Source organism: Alcanivorax sp. HI0044 (assembly GCF_001634945.1).
This window is the reverse complement of record NZ_LWEZ01001255.1, coordinates 1-1,752: the sequence shown is the minus strand read 5'-3', so window position 1 is coordinate 1,752 and position 1,752 is coordinate 1. Positions and strand designations below refer to the sequence as shown.

General features: G+C 62.2%; 3 protein-coding genes. All 3 read right to left on the bottom strand.

What is annotated here, in order from left to right; all coding sequences use genetic code 11:
- The coding region (locus tag A3730_RS17970) for a monovalent cation/H+ antiporter subunit D (RefSeq protein ID WP_063538605.1) at positions 1–1,160 on the bottom strand (1,160 nt) is incomplete at its 3' end.
- The gene (locus A3730_RS17965) at positions 1,157–1,495 is read right to left on the bottom strand and encodes a Na+/H+ antiporter subunit C (protein ID WP_063521631.1); all 339 of its coding nucleotides are present in this window, start codon (positions 1,493–1,495) and stop codon (positions 1,157–1,159) included. The genes A3730_RS17965 and A3730_RS17970, both read right to left, overlap by 4 nt.
- Positions 1,495–1,752, bottom strand: a 258-nt coding sequence (locus A3730_RS17960) for an MnhB domain-containing protein (protein WP_156501242.1), incomplete at its 5' end; no start/stop codon positions are given. The genes A3730_RS17960 and A3730_RS17965, both read right to left, overlap by 1 nt.

Below are 1,752 nucleotides of genomic sequence, written 5' to 3'. Positions count from 1 at the left end.
GGCAGCCCCACCACGGCAATGGCGGCCACAAAGAACAACAGCGACAGCCGGCCGCCATTAAGAATCGCCGGGCCGATCTGCAGGCAATCCGCCACCTCGCCACGGCCGCGGGCAATCAGATCAGTAAGCAGGAACAAGCCGCCACAAATCAGGGTGGAATGCAGCAGGTAGTACAGCGCCGGCCCCAATGCCTGCAGCTGACCGAAGGCCAGTGCGGCCACCAAGGTGCCCACCGACATCACCACCAGATAGGACACCAGCGTGCCCAACCGCTTCGCACCCAGCACACCGATACAGGCCAACCCCAGTGTCACCAGCGCCAGCCACCACAACGCTTGCAGCCCCAGCCCGGCAAAGGGGCCATCGGCAAACGCCAGGGCATACACCCGCACCATGGCGTAGATGCCCACCTTGGTCATGATCGCGAAGAGCGCCGCCACCCCAGCAGTGGCGCTGGCATAGGCAGCGGGCAACCAGAAGTACAGCGGGAACATGGCCGCCTTGAGGCCAAACACCACCCACAGCATCAACACCGCCACTTTCAACAAGGTTGCATCGGTCCCCGTAAGCGCTTGGGCTTTCACGGCAAAGTCCGCCATGTTGAGCGTCCCGGTGGTGCCGTACACCAGCCCCAGGGCAACCAGGAACAGGGCTGACCCCACCAGGTTAAGCACCACATAGTGCAGCCCCGCCTTCACCCGCTCCGGGCCACGCCCGTGCAGCGCCAGGCCATAGGACGCAATCAGCAGCACCTCGAAAAACACAAACAGGTTGAACAGGTCGCCGGTGAGGAAGGCGCCATTGACGCCCATCAGCTGGAACTGGAACAGGGCATGGAAGTTGGCGCCTTTGCGGTCATCGCCGCAGCTGGCGTATAACAGCGCGGGAAACGCCAGCACTGCGGTCAGCAACACCATCAAGGCACTGAGCTTGTCCAGCACCAGCACAATGCCGAACGGCGCCTGCCAGTTACCCAGCGCATAGACGGTGATCTCCCCACCCCAGGCCTGATCGCCCAGAAAAACAGCCACCGCCAGCATCGCCGCGCAGGACAACAAGCCGGTGAGCCGTCGCAACCGATGCCGCTCACGCACCTCCAGCAGCAGCAACATGCCCGCCAGAGCCGGTATCAATACCGGCGCGATAATCCAGTGGTTCATGAACGGCCTCCGTCATCCGGTTTGCCATCCACATGGTCGTTATGCAGCTCGCCCTGGCTACGCAGGGCCAGCACCACCAGGAACGCAGTCATCGCGAAACCAATCACGATGGCAGTCAGCACCAGCGCCTGGGGTAGCGGATCGGTGGGGTCCGGACTCATGCCAACCACCGCCACCTGATTTATTTTCAGCCCGCCCATGGCGAACAGGAACACATTCACGCCATAACTCAGCAGCGTCAGGCCCATGACCACCGGGAAAGTCCGTGCACGCAGGCACAGGTACACCCCGGAGGCCACCAGCACACCAATAATGATTGCGACCAGCAGTTCCATCAGGCGTTCTCCCTCTTGTCATCCAGCAGCGACAGCTTGCCCAGGTTGGCCAGCATCAGCAGCGTTGCCCCCACCACAGTGAGGAACACCCCGGTGTCGAACAGCATGGCCGTGGCCAATTCAAATTTACCGATCACCGGCAGAGACACATAGGTAAAGGAACTGGTCAGGAACGGGTAATCAAAGACCCAGCTTCCCACCCCGGTCAGCCCGGCCAACAACACGCCCATGGCCACCACCGGGTGGTAGTCCCCGGG